A 14,458-nucleotide genomic window follows, 5' to 3' on the forward strand; every position below is an offset into this window, starting at 1 on the left:
ATGGACGACGATCTCGATCAGGCACTCGACGCGGTGGGGCCCAGGATTCGTGCACTGCGCAAGCAGCGCGAGACCACGCTGGCCGAGCTGTCGGCGACGACCGGCATCTCGGTGAGCACTCTCTCCCGGCTGGAGTCCGGGTCCCGCCGCCCCACCCTCGAGCTGCTGCTCCCGCTGGCGCGGGCTCACGGCGTCTCCCTCGACGAACTCGTCGACGCCCCTCCCACCGGCGATCCGCGTGTCAACCTGCGCCCGGTCACGGCCCACGGCATGACCATGCTGCCGCTCACCCGCAAGGCAGGCGGCATCCAGGCCTACAAGCTGGTGCTCCCCGCCGCCGAAGCGCCGAAACAGCCCGATCCGCAGACCCACGAGGGCTACGAGTGGCTCTACATCCTCAACGGCCGGCTCCGTCTCGTCCTGGGTGAACACGATCTGGTGCTCTCGGCGGGAGAGGCGGCCGAGTTCGACACCCGTGTGCCGCACTGGTTCGACGCTGCCGGTCCCCAACCGGTCGAGTTCCTCAGCCTTTTCGGCAGGCAGGGCGAACGCGTCCACCTGCGCGCCCGCTCCCGGTCCAGCTCCGCCTCGCACGAAGCGGACTGACAACGCGCGGCCGGGAGTTGTCACCGGAGTCCTCTTCCGTATCGGCAGCGGAAGCGAGGAGCACGGCTGCCTGGCCAAGAATCGGCTGTTCCGTCACCCGGTTCTGCCACCTTCCGCGACCCGGTGCTGCCACCTTCCGCGACCCGGTTCCGCTCCCTTCCGCCACCCGGTTCTGTCCTCGGTTCCGTCAGCCGCTTCGGCCATCCGGCAGGGGTGTCCCACGCGGACCCGGGACACTTCGAGACGATGCGTGGCCCAAGGCAGCCGAGCGGGCGGCAAAACCTAGGGTGGACGGGCGACCGTAGACCAGGGAGGAACATGCCCGGCTTCCTGCCCCACCCCCTGTCCCTGCCCGAGGAGTTCGTCCTGCTGTCCCACCTCCCTTCGGGAAAGGTGCACGGCTCCACCCGGGCGGCCATCGGCTGTGCGGCGGCCGAACTCGGCGAACTCACCCTGCGGCGCAAGATCCTCCCTCGGCCCTGGAGAACCACCGTGCTCGGCGTCCGAGTCGACGTGACGCACCGCGCCGGGATCGAACTGCTCGACACCACCGCCACCGGCCTGCCGTGGGCCGACGAGGTACTGGCCGAGCTCGGCCACTTCCCCGTTTCCGACGGGGGGCGCATCAGCATCCGGCGGTGGCTCCGGAAGCGCAGTGAAGCGTTTCCGCTGCACAGGGCGGCACTCATGGAGCGTGGCCTTCTCCACCAACGGTCCGGCGTCCTCGCGCGGAAGCGCTGTGCTCCCGACCAGGCGGCCCACGACCCGCTGGTCATGCACCTCCGGGCGATCGGGGCGGGGCAGTGCCCGGTCGACGCGCACGGGCTGTTCCTGTGCGATCTGATCCGTGCGGTCGGGCTGCACAGAACACTGCGAGTCCCCATGGGCATGCACACGAAGCCGTACCGCAGCCGCGGCGCCGGCTCGGCGGAGTCCGTGCCCGAGGAACTGCGCCACGCCAGTACGGCACTCGCCACCTTGGTTCCGAGCCACGACCGCTAGTCGGACGCGTATTTGGATGTGAGATGTGAGGGGCGGTAGGGGAAGCGGCCACCGTCCCGCGTGGTCGGAGTGAGAGCCGACTGTGACGACTGTCACCACGCGAGCGGCCCGACGAGGGGCATGAGGGGCACCGGAGGCCGACACGCCGCCTCAACTCCGCCGGACAGATGGGCTTTTACGGCGGTCCCGTGCGTGGTATCGCGCGGGACCGTGACCGCTCCGGGGCCCCTGTCCGCCCCGGAAGCGGGCCGTGCCCGTTCCCTGTACTGGCCTGCGGTGGCCCCGGGCGGGGGAGTTGTCAGATTCGCCGAGTACTCTGCGCCGAACAAAAACTGCGCCGTCCACACCACGGCGAATCGAGCGAGGAGTGGTCCGATGGCCTTTCGCAAGGCGACGATGAAGAAGCAGGTGGCCGAGGCCATCGCCCAACAGGCGCCGGGAGACCAGCCGCTGGTCTCGGTCGGGACCGTCGCCGGCCCGACCCCGTGGCTCAGCGTCGGGTTCCTGGGCCTGATCGGCCAGTTCCTGATCAAGTACTACTTCATCACGGTCACCGAGCAGGCGTTGCTCTTCCACCGGATGTCCCGCTTCTCGCAGCGGCCGAAGGAGATCGTGCACGCGATCCCGCGCGAGCAGGCCCGCACCCTTTTCGGCGAGATCCAGCTCAACCCGCTGTGGAGCTTCTACTACATGGCGCTGCCGGGTGAGGCCAAGCAGGTGCGGATCAACGTCCACCGCATGTGGCGCAACGAGCTGGAGCAGCTACTCGCCATCGTCAACGGCGCGGCGGGAGCCCAGGGTTACGCCCAGCCCCAGCAGGGATTCGCCCAGCCCCCGCAGGGTTACGCCCAGCCCCAGCAGGGGTACGCGCCGCCCCAGCCGCAGCAGGCGGCCCCGCAGGCCCCGCCGCCCGGGCAGCAGTACGCCGAGCCCCAGCAGGCACCCGGCGGCTACCAGCAGCCCCAGGCGCCCCAGCAGCCCGGCCCCTACTACGACGCACCGCAGAACCCGGGCGCCCCGGCCGCTCCGCCGCAGCAGGCCCCGCAGCCCGGCCCCTACTACGGAAACCCGGGCCAGCAGCAGGGCGGCGCCCCCATCGACCCCCGCAGCAACCCTTATGGGTGAAGGGCCGGCAGCGTCCCCTGCCACCGTGACGACCGAAGTGGACCCCCGGTCGGTCGGACCCGTGCGCATGACGTACGCGCCGGATCCGGACGGTGACCCCGACCCGGGCGAGATCGTGTGGACCTGGGTGCCGTACGAGGAAGCCGACGGCCGGGGCAAGGACCGGCCGGTCCTCATCGTCGCCAGGGAAGGACGCGGCGCCACGGGACCGGTTCTGGCGGTCCAGCTCAGCTCCAGGCAGCACAACGGCGACCACGAATGGGTGCCGCTCGGTTCGGGCCCGTGGGACCGCGAGGGCCGCGAGTCGTGGGTAGGACTCGACCGGGTGCTGCGCGTCCATGCGGACGGCATGCGGCGCGAGGCCTGCGCCCTGGATCGTGCCCGCTTCAACACGGTGGTGCACCGCCTCCAGCAGGTGTACGGCTGGCGCTGAGCCGGAGCGGAACCGCGGCGCGGCAGCGCCGCCGCGACCGAGCCGCGCAGGGCTGGCCCCGGGCCGCCCGCCGACTCACGAGAAACCGGCCTCCGTCGGAACCTCCGGGTCCGGGGCCTCCGTCGGAAGCCCCGGACCCGGCCCCCCGCCGGAAGTCGCGGGCCCTCTCCGGGCCGGGGTCGGGAGCCCCCGGCCCGGTCCACCGTCGGACGGCGGACACGGCTCGGCCGAACGGCCGAAACCGCCGTGGCGGGGAACAGCGTGCTCGCGCTGGGGCGTTGCCCTGGTGACCGGCGCCAACGGGGGCGCGGTGACGGAAGGTGGAACTGATGACGGCCACAGCACAGACCGCGGAGGAACACGGGGCCGCCCCCGGGCTCGCCGCGATGCCTGAGGACTGGTCGCGGGCGCTCGCTGTCGTCGCGCACCCGGACGATCTGGAGTACGGGGTGGCGTCGGCCGTCGCCGAGTGGACGGCAGGCGGCAAGGAGGTCACCTATGTCCTGGCCACGAGGGGCGAGGCGGGGATCGACACCCTGGAGCCGGCCGAGGCGGCCCGCATCCGTGAGGCGGAGCAGCGCGCGAGTGCGGCCGTCGTCGGCGTCACGGACGTGGAGTTCCTCGGCCACCGGGACGGTGTGCTGGAGGAAGGGCCGGCGCTGCGCCGCGACATCGCCGGGGCGATCCGCAGGCACCGGCCCGAACTCGTCCTCACGCTCAACCACTACGACACCTGGGGCGACGGCCCCGGCAGTCCGTGGAACACGCCGGATCACCGCGCCCTGGGCCGCGCCGTCCTCGACGCGGTGGGCGACGCGGGCAACCGGTGGATCTTCACCGACCAGTTGGAGCAGGACGGTGTCCTGCCGTGGCCCGGTGTGCGGTGGGTGGCCGTCGCCGCCACGCCGACCGTGACCCACGCCGCCGCGGTGGGGGAGGAGGCCGCCCGCAAGGGCCTCGCCTCCCTGCTGGAGCACCGCGCCTACATCGAGGCGCTCACCGACGAGGATCCCGAGGCGTACGCGCGCTCGATCGTCTACGGCGGTCTGGACCGGTACGCCCAGCGCAACGGCGGACAGCGCGCGGTCGCCTTCGAAGTCCACCCCCGCTGACGGCTCTCTCCTGGCCCACCCCCGCTGACGGCTCTCTCCCGGGTCATCCCTGCTGACGGCACTCTCGCGGGCCACCGCCGCAGTGGCGCTCGGGCCCCTGTGGGCGTGGCGCTCAGCCTCGCGGACGGGCGTGACGCTCAGCCTCGCGGACGGACGTGACGCTCAGCCTCGCGGACGTCGGCGCAGCACCGCCGCGAGGGCGAGCGCCGCGACGGGCACGAGCAGGGCGGCGGCCATGGCGTTCAGCCATCCGTAACCCGCCTGCGCGACGACCAGCCCGGAGAGGGCACCGCCGACGCCGGCCGCCGCGTTCATGACCGTGTCCGAGAACCCCTGAACGGCTGCACGGGCGTGTTGCGGTACCGCGTCGGTCAGCAGCGCCGAGCCCGACACCAGTCCTGCCGACCAGCCCAGGCCCAGCACGAAGAGTCCCACGGCGGACTGCGCGTGGTTGCCGCCCGCCGTCCCGGCCAGCGCCGTCGCGCAGGCCAGCAGCGCCACCCCCGCGAGCACGACGCTGAGGCGGCCGACGCGGTCCGCGAGCCAGCCCATCACGGGTGAGAAGGCGTACATCCCGGCGATGTGCCCGCTGATGACCAGCCCGATCAGTTCGACTCCGGCGCCGTGCCCACCGAGGTCGACGGGGGTCATCACCATCACGGAGACCATCACGGTGTGGGAACCCGCGATCGCCACCAGAGCCACGCGGGCCCGGGACGAGCCCCGCACCGCGGCCAGCCCGGCTCGCAAGGACCGTCCGTCCCAGCTGCCTGCGGTCCCCTCGCCGTGCTCCTCCTGGGCCCGTGCCAGTGTGCGAGCCGTCAGCAGCGGATCGGGACGCAGCATCAGGTGCAGCACCCCTCCGGCCACCAGGAACGCTCCGGTGGCCCACAGAAACGGTCCGGCCGCCTGCGGCAGTCCGAGCGCGGCGACGCTCGCCCCGGCAGGCGCCGCGATGTTCGGTCCCAGGACGGCGCCGACGGTGGTGGCCCAGACCACCGTGGAGATGGCGCGCGCACGGTGCCGAGGCTGGGCCAGATCGGCTGCCGCGAAGCGCGCCTGCAGGTTCGCCGCGTTGCTCGCTCCGAACGCCGCCATGCCCACCAGCAGTAGAGGGAAGTTACGCAGGGTGGCTGCGACCAGCACCGTCACCCCGCCCGCAGCGGCCACCGCGTACGCCGTCGCGAGTCCGGCGCGCCGGCCGCGCCGGGCCATCAGCGCGGCGAAAGGCAGCGACAGCAGTGCCGCTCCGATGACCGACGAGGTGGACGCCAGCCCCGCGACGGCCTCTGAGCCACCGATCTGCTCCGCCAGCACCGCCGCCAGAGCGGCGGCGGTGGCGTTCCCGAGCCCTCCGAGGATCTGACTGACGACCAGCGCCGTGTGCACCCGCCGCCGCACGGCTTCCAGCCCGCCGCCCCCGAGCAGATCGGCCTCCGCGTGACCGGCCTCCGTCCGACCGGTCTCCCCGGCGCCTCTCGCTGGTCTCTCCGCCTCGCCAGCACCGTCGGCCGTTTCGCGTATGTCCGTCACACGGCGCAGTCTCGCAGCGCTCCCGCCCTCCCCACCACGGACTTACGGCCGCATCTCGAACGTGAGTACGTCGGGGGCATGTGCGGTCACCGCGCCGGGGCAACGTAGAGCGCTCTGACGCCGCGACCCAGAAACACCGGCGCTGACGCCGCGGCTCAGAACAGCGGCTGAGGAAGGAGGCCTTCCAGCGCCAGGAGGCTGCGTTTGGTCTCCAGACCGCCCCCGAAACCGCCGATGGCACCGGAACTCTCCAGCACCCGGTGGCAGGGCACCACGATCGGCAGCGGGTTGGCGCCCATGGCCAGGCCGACCGCACGGGCGGCACCCGCGTCGCCGACCCGTATCGCGAGGTCCTGGTAGCCCACGGTGGTTCCGTACGGCACGCCCGCCGCGAGCTCCCGCAGAACCCGCTCGTGGAAACCGCCGGTCAACGACCAGTCCAGCGCAACGGTGAAGGGACCGGTGGCCCCGTCGAAGTAGCGGTCGAGTTCGGTGACGGCGGCGGAGAGGTGGGCATCGGCCGCAGAGGAGGGCCCTGCGGTGCCCAGCCGTCCCGACAGCCGGGCCAGGGCCTTCTCCAGCGTGCGGCCTCGCGCATGGAAAACCACGTTGACCAGGCCCTTGTCGGTGGTCGCGAGCAGCAGCGGCCCGATGGGGGTCTCCCGTACGGCCCGGGCCGAGGCAGCGGCGGCCGGAGCCCCGGGCGCCGCCGCGCCGGGCACGTCCCGCCCCGCTTTCCCGTCCGACGGGCCGCCGGGCGGCTCCACCGTGGTGTCAGTCATACAGGCACCCTAGAGCCGCCCACTGACAATCCTTACTGACAGGCCTCTCGCGGCCCACGGCCGCCGTTCCCGCGCCCCGTGCCCGCGGCCACCGTGCTTTCGGCCACCGTGCTCTCGGACGCCGGACGCCGGACGCCGGACGCCGGACGCCGGACGCCGGACGCCCGCCGCCGGGGACTCGGCCGACCCCCGCGCGACTCCCGCGCGCCCCCCCCACGCGACCCCTGGGCGGGCCCGGTGCCGGCCGGGCAGGGCGGCCCGGCCGACGCCGGCCGGGCGGGCGTCTCCCCCGACGGCAGGTGCTCAGCTCGCGGGGGTGGCGGCCTTCGCCACGGCGTCGCTGACCACGTCGGGCTTGTTGGAGATGATGCCGTCCACCCCGGCGTCCGCGACCTTGCGGGCGGTCTCGGCGTCGTTCACGGTCCAGGTGAAGACCTCCAGCCGCTTGTGGTGCGGACCCTTGAGCGCGTGGACGGCGTCCACGTACTTCTTGGTGGCGTCCGCCGAGGTGGGGTTGATCTGGTCGGCGAACTTCGCGTAGTCCTTCAGCTCGCTCGTCTTGGGCGTGCCCAGGAAGCCCGTCTTCACCGCCGGGTTCTGCTGGTGCACCTTGGCGATCGCGTTCTTGTCGAAGCTCTGGATGATGAGCTTCCTCTTGGTGTGCTGCCGGTCCAGCCACCCCTCGGTCCGCAGCTCGCCGAGGGTCTGCCGCTCGATGTCGGGGTAGAGCTCGGGCGACTTCAGCTCCAGGAGGAGGTCCTGTCCGTTGCGGGTGATGCGGTCCAGGTACTCCGCCAGGGTCGGGATGCGCTCGCCTTTGAACTCGCTGCCGAACCAGCTGCCCGCGTCGAGCGTCTTGATCTCCTTGAGGGTGAAGTCGGTGACGTTCCAGGGGCTGCGGTCCGGGAAGCGGTCCTCGACGTCTGTGGTGCGGGAGAGCGTGGTGTCGTGGATGACGACCAGCTTTCCGTCCTTGGTGCGCTGCACGTCGTTCTCGACCCAGTCGATGCCCATCTCATGCGCCTTGTCGACGGCGGCCAGGGTGTTCTCCGGCGCGTAACCGGATGCTCCCCTGTGCGCCACCGTCAGCGGCGAGTGGTGGGGTTTCCTGCTCTCCGCCGCCGGCGAGGGAGCATCGGACTGCGGCGAGGCGGCGGAGTCTACGACAGGCTCCGGCGTCTGTCTTGCCGACCGCTCGGTGGCCGTGGCGGCCGGAGCGGCGGTGAGGAAGAGCGCGCTCATACCCAGCAGCGCGCCTGTGGCGGCAGCGGTCAGCGGGCGTATCGACATGCGGGACTCCTCGCTTGTGCCTGCACGGACTGCGGAAACAGTTCCCGATGCGCAATACAAACAAGCGGGGACAAAGTGGCGTAGAGCTGAACGAGCGGTGCGCAAGCCTGTGACCTGCGGCGAAAGAAATTGGCAGCTATCTGCCAGTGGGGGGTAGTTTGCGAGCCCGGGGCCGGGTGTCAGTGCCGAGTCGTACGGTGGTGAACATGCGGCCCAACACCGAGATCGAACGCAAGGTGGCGCCCTTCGAGGTCGTCAGCCCTTATCAGCCCAGCGGCGACCAGCCGACCGCCATCGCGGAGCTCGCACAGCGTGTCACCGGCGGTGAGAAGGACGTGGTCCTGCTGGGTGCGACGGGTACGGGCAAGTCGGCCACCACCGCGTGGATGATCGAGAAGCTCCAGCGTCCGACCCTGGTGATGGCGCCGAACAAGACCCTGGCGGCGCAGCTCGCCAACGAGTTCCGCGAGCTGCTGCCGAACAACGCGGTCGAGTACTTCGTCTCGTATTACGACTACTACCAGCCGGAGGCCTACGTCCCGCAGACGGACACCTACATCGAGAAGGACTCCTCGATCAACGAGGAGGTCGAACGTCTGCGCCACAGTGCCACGAACTCGCTGCTCACCCGCCGTGACGTCGTCGTGGTCGCCTCCGTCTCCTGCATCTACGGCCTGGGCACCCCGCAGGAGTACGTGGACCGCATGGTGAAGCTGAAGGTCGGGGAAGAGTGCGACCGGGACGAGCTGCTGCGCCGCTTCGTGGACGTCCAGTACGCGCGCAACGACGTGTCCTTCACCCGCGGCACCTTCCGGGTGAGGGGCGACACGATCGAGATCTTCCCGGTCTACGAGGAGCTGGCCGTCCGCATCGAGATGTTCGGTGACGAGATCGAGGCACTCTCCACGCTCCACCCGATCACCGGCGAGGTGATCTCGGACGATCAGGAGCTGTACGTCTTCCCCGCCTCGCACTACGTGGCGGGCCCGGAGCGTATGGAGCGCGCCATCACGGCCATCGAGGCGGAGCTGGCCGAGACGCTGACGTCGATGGAGAAGCAGGGCAAGCTGCTGGAGGCGCAGCGGCTGCGGATGCGCACGACGTACGACATCGAGATGATGCGCCAGATCGGCACCTGTTCGGGGATCGAGAACTACTCGCGGCACATCGACGGCCGCGACCCCGGCTCGGCCCCGCACACCCTGCTGGACTACTTCCCCGACGACTTCCTGCTGGTCATCGACGAGTCGCACCAGACGGTCCCGCAGATCGGCGCCATGTACGAGGGCGACGCGGCGCGTAAGCGCACCCTGATCGACCACGGTTTCCGGCTGCCCTCCGCGCTGGACAACCGCCCGCTGAAGTGGGAGGAGTTTCTGGGGCGCATCGACCAGACGGTGTATCTGTCGGCGACCCCGGGCCCCTACGAGCTGGCCCGCTCGGACGGCTATGTGGAACAGGTCATCCGTCCGACGGGCCTGATCGATCCCGAGGTCGTGGTGAAGCCGACCGAGGGGCAGATCGACGATCTGGTGCACGAGATCCGGGAGCGCGAGGAGCGCGACGAGCGGGTGCTGGTCACCACTCTCACCAAGAAGATGGCCGAGGATCTGACGGACTACTTCCTGGAGCTCGGCATCCAGGTCCGCTATCTGCACAGCGACGTGGACACGTTGCGCCGCATCGAACTGCTGCGGGAGCTGCGGTCCGGAGAGTTCGACGTCCTGGTGGGCATCAACCTGCTGCGTGAGGGCCTCGACCTGCCCGAGGTCTCCCTGGTGGCCATCCTCGATGCGGACAAGGAAGGCTTCCTGCGTTCGGGCACGTCCCTCATCCAGACGATCGGCCGCGCGGCGCGCAACGTCTCCGGCCAGGTCCACATGTACGCGGACCAGGTCACGCCCGGTATGCGGCGCGCCATCGACGAGACCAACCGGCGCCGTGAGAAGCAGATCGCCTACAACGAGGAGCACGGCATCGACCCCGAGCCGCTCCGCAAGAAGATCGGTGACATCGTCGCGGACATCGCCCGCGAGGAGATCGACACCGAGGCGCTGCTGGAGACCGGCTACCGCCAGCGGGACGAGACGGGCAAGGGCGGTAAGGCCGCGAAGAGCAAGGCGCCCACTCCGGCCAAGAGCAAGCGGGCCAAGGAGGCCGAGCTGACCGACCGCCCCGCCGCCGAACTGGCGGAGACCATCGAGGAGCTGACCGAGCGGATGCGGTCCGCCGCGGCCGAGCTCCAGTTCGAGGTGGCGGCGCGGCTGCGTGACGAGGTCGGCGAGCTGAAGAAGGAGCTCCGCCAGATGAAGGAAGTGGGGCTCAAGTAGCGCCTGCGTCCCCTGCTTTTCCGACGGCCTGCGGGGCGTTCGCCGAGTGTTGCAAGACCGACACAAGAAGCGGGCGGCGCCCCGGCCTGTCAGTGCTCTTGCGTAGGGTGCTGTGCCGGGTGGCCGTCGCTCGTTCGGCGGCCCCTGTTCAACAGGTCAGAGAGGGGACGCACGTGACGGTCAACTTGTCCAAGGGCCAGGCGATCAGCCTGCAGAAGAGCGACGGGGGCACGCTCACCGCGGTGCGCATGGGCCTGGGCTGGCAGGCCGCGCAGCGCCGCGGGCTGTTCGGCAAGCGCACCAAGGAGATCGACCTCGACGCCTCGGCGGTGCTGTTCGCCGACAAGCAGCCCGTCGACGTCGTCTTCTTCCGTCACCTGGTCAGCGACGACGGCTCGGTCAAGCACACCGGTGACAACCTGGTGGGCGGCGCGGGCCAGGGGGGCGACGACGAGGCGATCATGGTCGACCTCCAGCGCGTTCCGGTCCACATCGACCAGATCGTCTTCACGGTCAACTCCTTCACGGGGCAGACCTTCGCCGAGGTGGAGAACGCGTTCTGCCGCCTCATCGACGAGACCACCGGCCAGGAGATGGCCCGCTACACCCTCACCGGCGGTGGCCAGTACACCGCGCAGATCATGGCGAAGGTGCACCGCCAGGGCGACGGCTGGCAGATGACCGCCCTCGGCGACCCGGCCAACGGCCGCACGTTCCAGGACCTGATGCCGGCGATCCTGCCGAAGCTGTGAGCGCGGGTCCGGTCCTGTCGCGGGTGTGACGAGCCACTGGGGGAGAGGCGCGAGGATGGCGGCGGAGCTGGTGCGGGGGCAGAACCACCCCCTGCCCGGGAGCCGGGTGGAGATCCGGGTGACGGCGGACACGCCCGTCATCGCCGGGGCGACGTTCAACGACGAGCACGGCCGGATGCGCGACGCCGGATGGGTCGCCCATCCGGCCGAGCCGCACCTGCCGGGTGTGGAGGTCTCCCGCCAGGCCGCGGCCGTCCACCGGCTCGCCGTCGACCTGGCGGCTCTGCCCGAGGACGTCCACCGGGTCAACATCCTGCTGGCCCTGCCGGCCCGGGCCGGCGGGCCGGGCCGGTTCGCCGGGCTGGCCGCCCCCTTCTTCGCCGTCACGGGGCTGGACGGGCAGGAGATCGCCGGCTACGCGGTGACGGGGCTGTCCGCCGAATCCGCCGTGGTCGCCCTGGAGCTGTATCTGCGCCGGGGGACGTGGAAGGTACGGGCGGTCGGGCAGGGCTATGCCGACGGTCTCGCCGCGATGCTCGCCGACCAGGGCTTGTCCGACGCACGCGGCCTCGCGGACACCATCAACGAGGCCGTGGCCGCGGGGATGGCCCGCTCCGTGGCGCCTCCGCCCCAGCAGCAGGCCCGCCGCCCTGACGCCGTACGGGCCGGGAATCCGGACGCCGCACCGGCCGAGGATCCGGACGCCGTGCGGGCCGAGAGCCCCGACGCCGTACAGGCCGAGAGCGCGGGCGGTCTCCAAAGCGAGCAGCCCGCCGCCCCCGCGGGCCGTCCCTCGGCCTCGGCCCGGGCCGAGGCACCCCCGTCCGGCAGCGGCGGCCCGATCGACTACCGGCACCCTCGGCGGGCGGCTGCCGCGCCGCCGTCGGCAGGGCAGCAGCAGCCGTCTCCGCGGCCGGCGGTCCCGCCCGCGCGGACGCAGCCCGCCGCCGCCCCGCAGGGCGCGCCCGGCGGCCACGCCGGGCCCGTCGCGGGTGACGCCCCCGGATGGTCGATGGAGGAGCGCCTCCACAACCAGGTGTGGGGCATGTTCGAGGACCTGGCCCGTACGGTCGCTGCCTACCGCTCCGCCGTCGACTTCGCCGACACCCGGATGGAGCGCGAGCTCGAAGGGGTGCTCGGCGATCCCCGCGCCCGCGTCAGCCCCGCCGCCGACGCGGCCCGCAGCGAGGCCCGTGCCAAGCACGGCGCGCTCGTGGAGCAGGCCCGCACCGTGCTGGAGCGGGATGTCGCCCAGCTGGTGGCGGAGGCCGAGGTGGTCGAGCCCGCGCTGCCGCCCGCACTGGCCCGCTGGGACAGCCCGGTCTGGCAGGCGTACGAGCCGCCGACCGAGCGGCCACTGTCCCTGCGCGTGGGCGACCTCAGTCTGGCCGAGAGCGGCGAGCTGCGCATCCCGATGCTGGTGCGGCTGCCGCTGGAGCGCGGACTGTGGATCGACAGCGGGCCGCTGCGCGGCAGCGAGGCGGGCCCGGCGGACCAGGACGGGCTGGCGCACCTCGCGGCGCAGACGGCCACGGTGCTGGCGGCCCAGCTCCTCGCCGTCCACCCGGCCGGCCAGCTGACGCTCCACGTCATCGACCCGGCGGGGTCGGCGGCCACCGGGTTGCTTCCGCTGGTCGAGTCGGGCGCGCTGCGCGATCCACCGGCTGCGGGCGCCTCCGGGGTGGCGCGCACGCTGGAGCGGCTCACCCAGCGGGTGGATCTGGTGCAGATGGCGGTGCGCAGCGGAGCCACCGACGCGCTTCCGCCGGACCTGGACGTGGCGGACCAGCTGCTGGTCGTCCACGACTTCCCGCACGGCTTCGACGACCGCGCCGTCAACCAGCTGCGCTACCTCGCGGACGAGGGCCCCTCGGTCGGTGTGGGCCTGATGATGGTCGCCGACCGGGACGAGGCGCGTGGTTACGGCCCCGTGCTCGACCCGCTGTGGCGCTCGCTGCTGCGGCTGACCCCGGTGCCGGACGACCACCTCGCCGACCCCTGGGTGGGCCACGCGTGGACGTACGAGCCGCCGGCGGTGCCGAACGGCAGCCAGGTCCTTCACCAGGTGCTGCGCCGCGTCGTGGCGGCCCGCCGGTCCACGCAGGGCTGAGCCCTCCGCTTGCGCCCCCGTGCCTGCCGCTTCGCCGCGGTCGGGCCGGGCTCCCGCGAGCCGAGGCTTTACCTTTTCATGGGATTGCTTTACTCTTCTTTGCACGGAGGGGAGTATTCCCAGCCACGCGGCGACCCCGTCAGTACGGGCCGGTCAGGGACGGTCCCGGGGCGCTGGCCCGGTCGCTGTGGGCGCGGTCCCGGGTGGAAGAGACCTCCGGCCCATGCTCGAATGCAAGCCGGAGGAATATTCATGGACGTATCCATGACCGCTTGGGCGCTGACCATCGTGGGTCTGTGCGCCCTCATCGCCGTCGACTTCTTCATAGGCGGCCGCAAGCCGCACGAGGTCTCCCTCAAGGAAGCCGGGATCTGGACCACGGTCTGGATCGTCCTCGCCGGGCTCTTCGGACTCGGCGTCTTCCTGTTCGGCGGAGGCCAGGCCTCGGGCGAGTTCTTCGCCGGTTTCATCACGGAGAAGTCCCTCAGCGTCGACAACCTCTTCGTCTTCGTCCTGATCATGGCGAAGTTCGCGGTGCCGACGATCTACCAGCAGCGGGTCCTGATGGTCGGTGTCCTGATCGCGCTGGTGCTGCGCGGCATCTTCATCGCGGCCGGCGCAGCCATCATCTCGACCTTCTCCTGGGTCTTCTTCATCTTCGGCGCCTTCCTCATCTGGACGGCCTGGAAGCTCATCCAGGAAGCCCGCTCCGACGAGGAGGACGAGGAGTTCGAGGAGAACCGGCTGCTCAAGTCCATCGAGCGCCGCTTCCCGTCCACGGACAAGTACCACGGCACCAAGCTGACGATCGTCGAGAACGGCAAGCGGCTGATGACGCCGATGCTGATCGTGATGCTCGCCATCGGCACGACGGACGTGCTCTTCGCGCTGGACTCCATCCCGGCGATCTTCGGCCTCACCCAGGACCCGTACATCGTCTTCACCGCCAACGCGTTCGCCCTGATGGGGCTGCGCCAGCTGTACTTCCTCATCGGGGGCCTGCTGAAGAAGCTGGTCCACCTCTCCTACGGGCTCTCGGTGATCCTCGGCTTCATCGGCGTCAAGCTGGTGCTGCACGCCCTCCACGAGACCGGGGTGCACGTCCCGGAGATCAGCATTCCGGTGTCCCTCGGGGTCATCTGCGCGGTGCTGATCGTCACCACCATCACGTCACTGATGGCCTCCAAGAAGCAGGCGGTGGCCGAGGACGTCGCCGGGGGCGACGACGCTCGCGGCACCCGGAAGGGCCAGGACGCCGACGCCGAACACCGGGCCGACGTCGACTCCTGACACCGACCTCCCGGCCCCGCCCCGCCACTCCTTCCGGTAGGGGGCGGGGCCGGGAGCTTTTCAGCGGTTCGGTGCGCGGCCGGCGGCGGTCCG

12 protein-coding genes are annotated in these 14,458 nt (G+C 71.4%); 9 read left to right on the forward strand and 3 right to left on the reverse strand.

The window, feature by feature from the left end; all coding sequences use genetic code 11:
* The 5 genes from AB8Z75_RS01835 to AB8Z75_RS01855 all read left to right on the forward strand — a co-directional run bounded on the left by AB8Z75_RS01835 (window position 1) and on the right by AB8Z75_RS01855 (window position 4,278).
* Complete coding sequence (locus AB8Z75_RS01835; protein ID WP_369199546.1) at window positions 1–606, forward strand: helix-turn-helix domain-containing protein; 606 nt, start codon at window positions 1–3, stop codon at window positions 604–606.
* Between the two features lie 318 nt (window positions 607–924).
* Window positions 925–1,608: a GPP34 family phosphoprotein gene (locus tag AB8Z75_RS01840; RefSeq protein ID WP_369199547.1), complete on the forward strand. Its 684-nt coding sequence runs from the start codon at window positions 925–927 to the stop codon at window positions 1,606–1,608.
* 375 nt (window positions 1,609–1,983) lie between these two features.
* The gene (locus AB8Z75_RS01845) at window positions 1,984–2,733 is read left to right on the forward strand and encodes a hypothetical protein (protein ID WP_369199548.1); all 750 of its coding nucleotides are present in this window, start codon (window positions 1,984–1,986) and stop codon (window positions 2,731–2,733) included.
* A complete protein-coding gene (locus tag AB8Z75_RS01850) occupies window positions 2,726–3,166 on the forward strand; it encodes a type II toxin-antitoxin system PemK/MazF family toxin (RefSeq protein WP_369199549.1) in 441 nt (146 codons plus the stop codon). The genes AB8Z75_RS01845 and AB8Z75_RS01850 overlap by 8 nt, the downstream gene beginning before the upstream one ends.
* Window positions 3,167–3,495: 329 nt before the next feature.
* Entirely contained in the window at window positions 3,496–4,278 is a 783-nt protein-coding gene (locus AB8Z75_RS01855) for a PIG-L deacetylase family protein (RefSeq protein ID WP_369199550.1), read from the forward strand.
* Between the two features lie 162 nt (window positions 4,279–4,440).
* Here AB8Z75_RS01855 and AB8Z75_RS01860 read toward each other — a convergent pair whose 3' ends face one another.
* The 3 genes from AB8Z75_RS01860 to AB8Z75_RS01870 form a co-directional block, all read right to left on the reverse strand.
* Window positions 4,441–5,706: an MFS transporter gene (locus AB8Z75_RS01860; protein ID WP_369199571.1), complete on the reverse strand. Its 1,266-nt coding sequence runs from the start codon at window positions 5,704–5,706 to the stop codon at window positions 4,441–4,443.
* 260 nt (window positions 5,707–5,966) lie between these two features.
* Window positions 5,967–6,593, reverse strand: a complete 627-nt coding sequence (locus AB8Z75_RS01865) for a methylated-DNA--[protein]-cysteine S-methyltransferase (protein WP_369199551.1) — start codon at window positions 6,591–6,593, stop codon at window positions 5,967–5,969.
* 303 nt (window positions 6,594–6,896) lie between these two features.
* Complete coding sequence (locus tag AB8Z75_RS01870; protein ID WP_369199552.1) at window positions 6,897–7,883, reverse strand: glycerophosphodiester phosphodiesterase; 987 nt, start codon at window positions 7,881–7,883, stop codon at window positions 6,897–6,899.
* A gap of 206 nt (window positions 7,884–8,089) precedes the next feature.
* Between AB8Z75_RS01870 and uvrB the strand changes: the two genes are divergently transcribed.
* From uvrB to AB8Z75_RS01890, 4 genes are all read left to right on the forward strand, one after another.
* Entirely contained in the window at window positions 8,090–10,213 is a 2,124-nt protein-coding gene (gene uvrB / locus AB8Z75_RS01875) for an excinuclease ABC subunit UvrB (RefSeq protein ID WP_369199553.1), read from the forward strand.
* A gap of 173 nt (window positions 10,214–10,386) precedes the next feature.
* Entirely contained in the window at window positions 10,387–10,965 is a 579-nt protein-coding gene (locus AB8Z75_RS01880) for a TerD family protein (protein ID WP_114020900.1), read from the forward strand.
* A gap of 55 nt (window positions 10,966–11,020) precedes the next feature.
* Window positions 11,021–13,075 (forward strand): TerD family protein, encoded by a 2,055-nt coding sequence (locus AB8Z75_RS01885; RefSeq protein ID WP_369199554.1) that lies wholly within the window; start codon window positions 11,021–11,023, stop codon window positions 13,073–13,075.
* A gap of 252 nt (window positions 13,076–13,327) precedes the next feature.
* Window positions 13,328–14,365, forward strand: coding sequence for a TerC family protein (locus AB8Z75_RS01890; protein ID WP_369199555.1), 1,038 nt, complete (start codon window positions 13,328–13,330; stop codon window positions 14,363–14,365).
* Window positions 14,366–14,458: the final 93 nt, after the last annotated feature.

Source organism: Streptomyces sp. PU-14G (assembly GCF_041028275.1).
In the GTDB taxonomy this organism is placed as follows: domain Bacteria; phylum Actinomycetota; class Actinomycetes; order Streptomycetales; family Streptomycetaceae; genus Streptomyces.

Coding starts and splice junctions, on each gene's coding strand:
- AB8Z75_RS01835 (WP_369199546.1), top strand. CDS start 1: ATGGACGACGATCTCGATCAGGCACTCGACGCGGTGGGGCCCAGGATT.
- AB8Z75_RS01840 (WP_369199547.1), top strand. CDS start 925: ATGCCCGGCTTCCTGCCCCACCCCCTGTCCCTGCCCGAGGAGTTCGTC.
- AB8Z75_RS01845 (WP_369199548.1), top strand. CDS start 1,984: ATGGCCTTTCGCAAGGCGACGATGAAGAAGCAGGTGGCCGAGGCCATC.
- AB8Z75_RS01850 (WP_369199549.1), top strand. CDS start 2,726: ATGGGTGAAGGGCCGGCAGCGTCCCCTGCCACCGTGACGACCGAAGTG.
- AB8Z75_RS01855 (WP_369199550.1), top strand. CDS start 3,496: ATGACGGCCACAGCACAGACCGCGGAGGAACACGGGGCCGCCCCCGGG.
- AB8Z75_RS01865 (WP_369199551.1), bottom strand. CDS start 6,593: ATGACTGACACCACGGTGGAGCCGCCCGGCGGCCCGTCGGACGGGAAA.
- AB8Z75_RS01870 (WP_369199552.1), bottom strand. CDS start 7,883: ATGTCGATACGCCCGCTGACCGCTGCCGCCACAGGCGCGCTGCTGGGT.
- uvrB (WP_369199553.1), top strand. CDS start 8,090: ATGCGGCCCAACACCGAGATCGAACGCAAGGTGGCGCCCTTCGAGGTC.
- AB8Z75_RS01885 (WP_369199554.1), top strand. CDS start 11,021: ATGGCGGCGGAGCTGGTGCGGGGGCAGAACCACCCCCTGCCCGGGAGC.
- AB8Z75_RS01890 (WP_369199555.1), top strand. CDS start 13,328: ATGGACGTATCCATGACCGCTTGGGCGCTGACCATCGTGGGTCTGTGC.